The sequence below is a fragment of the Streptomyces sp. NPDC001156 genome (assembly GCF_053598275.1).
Genome location: NZ_JBSFJX010000535.1, coordinates 1 through 1,421, shown reverse-complemented (window position 1 = coordinate 1,421; position 1,421 = coordinate 1). Strand labels below are relative to the sequence as shown.

At 65.0% G+C, this 1,421-nt stretch carries 1 protein-coding gene and 1 pseudogene; one reads left to right on the top strand and one right to left on the bottom strand.

The window, feature by feature from the left end; translation table 11 throughout:
* Positions 1-84 (top strand): annotated as a pseudogene (locus ACWDA7_RS52915) (transposase); the annotation flags it as partial.
* 251 nt (positions 85-335) lie between these two features.
* Here ACWDA7_RS52915 and ACWDA7_RS52910 read toward each other — a convergent pair.
* Complete coding sequence (locus tag ACWDA7_RS52910; protein ID WP_450615383.1) at positions 336-1,223, bottom strand: 3-hydroxyacyl-CoA dehydrogenase NAD-binding domain-containing protein; 888 nt, start codon at positions 1,221-1,223, stop codon at positions 336-338.
* Between the last annotated feature and the right edge of the window lie 198 nt (positions 1,224-1,421).

Here is a 1,421-nt window from a genome sequence, read left to right as displayed (position 1 = left end):
ATCCGCCGCTACATCATCTGGCGGAACAAACACGCTGCCGACGAACGTCCCCGCGAGGTCGTCAACAGGGCGAACGTTGCCTGATGCGGCACTAGTTTGGAAGACGGCGTATGCGAGTCCTGGCCGACCTGCCGAGACTCCGACCTGGGACAGAGCGCGAGTTGGCCCGTCGTTCCCCGCTGCATCCCCTCGGAACGGGCACGCGGCGGGCACTATGAGCCCCTCGATGCGGACTGTGCGCGCGTCGATGCCAGCCAGGAGATCGCCCATGTGCAGGTACGGATCGAGGTCGGCGTTCGTGGCCGGTGCGGCCGGCAGCCGCTGCTCGAATTCGGTTACTCTGTCGCTCCTTCCGCGGCGGCGTCACTGGCGGTGAGGGCTGCGCTTACGGCGCGGGTACGCCGGTCGCGGCGGGAGGCCAGGTGTTCGTAGGCCTGCGGACCGGCGCCGTACGTCTCCTCGACCTGGGCAATGACCTGGTCGGTCTTGGTGGGGTCTGGGGTGCCGATCTCGAACGTCATCTGGGAGCCGATATGAGCGATGACGTGGCGGATGCCACCCGATCCGCCGCCGAGGTGTCGGGACTCGAATGGCCCGATGGTGGCCCAACGCAGACCGAGGGACGCTTTGACGAGCTCGTCCAGGTCACCGGCGGTGATGACGTCCTCCTGGACCAGGTAGGTGGCCTGGTCGGCGAAGACCTTCTGGAGCCGGTTGCCGACGAACCCAGGGATCTCCTTCTTGAGGGTGATCGGCAGCTTGTCCAAGCTCCGGTAGACATCGACGGCCCGGTCGATTGCGATCGCGCTGGTGGCAGAGCTTGGGACGACCTCGACCAGCGGCATCAGCTCCGGCGGGTTGAACGGGTGGCCGATGAGGATCCGATCCGCGGCTGGGTTTCCTTCGGCGATCGCGGACGGCAACAGACTTGAGCTCGACGAGGCGAGAACGACGTCTGGGCGGGTATGGGCGGCGAGTGTGGTGTAGAGCTCGCGCTTGATCTCGATGCGCTCCGGACCCGCCTCCTGGACGAAGTCGGCGCCTTCGAGCGCGTCGGAAAGGTCGGGGGCGACATCGACCGCAACGTCGGCCAGATGCTGCGCGACCAGGTCGCGCAGGTCGGAGCGGGGGTCGTTGAGCCGGACCTCCCACCCATGCTCGGCGAACAGCCGGGACCAGGACAGGCCGATTACTCCGGCACCCACAATGACAACAACAGACATGGAATACACCACCTTGGTACGTTTACTTCAATATCTTCAAGTCGACTGGAGCCCCGCATCTCGACCCGGTGCGATCGGGGTCTTCGAAATTGAGCGGTGCATGCCTAGTGTGACGCGCCGGAAATGGCGAGTCTAAGTCTGTAGACTATTTCTATGTCGCATCGGGGTCCGCGTGCTGTCGAGGTCGTATTGTCCGAC

Coding starts and splice junctions, on each gene's coding strand:
- ACWDA7_RS52910 (WP_450615383.1), bottom strand. CDS start 1,223: ATGTCTGTTGTTGTCATTGTGGGTGCCGGAGTAATCGGCCTGTCCTGG.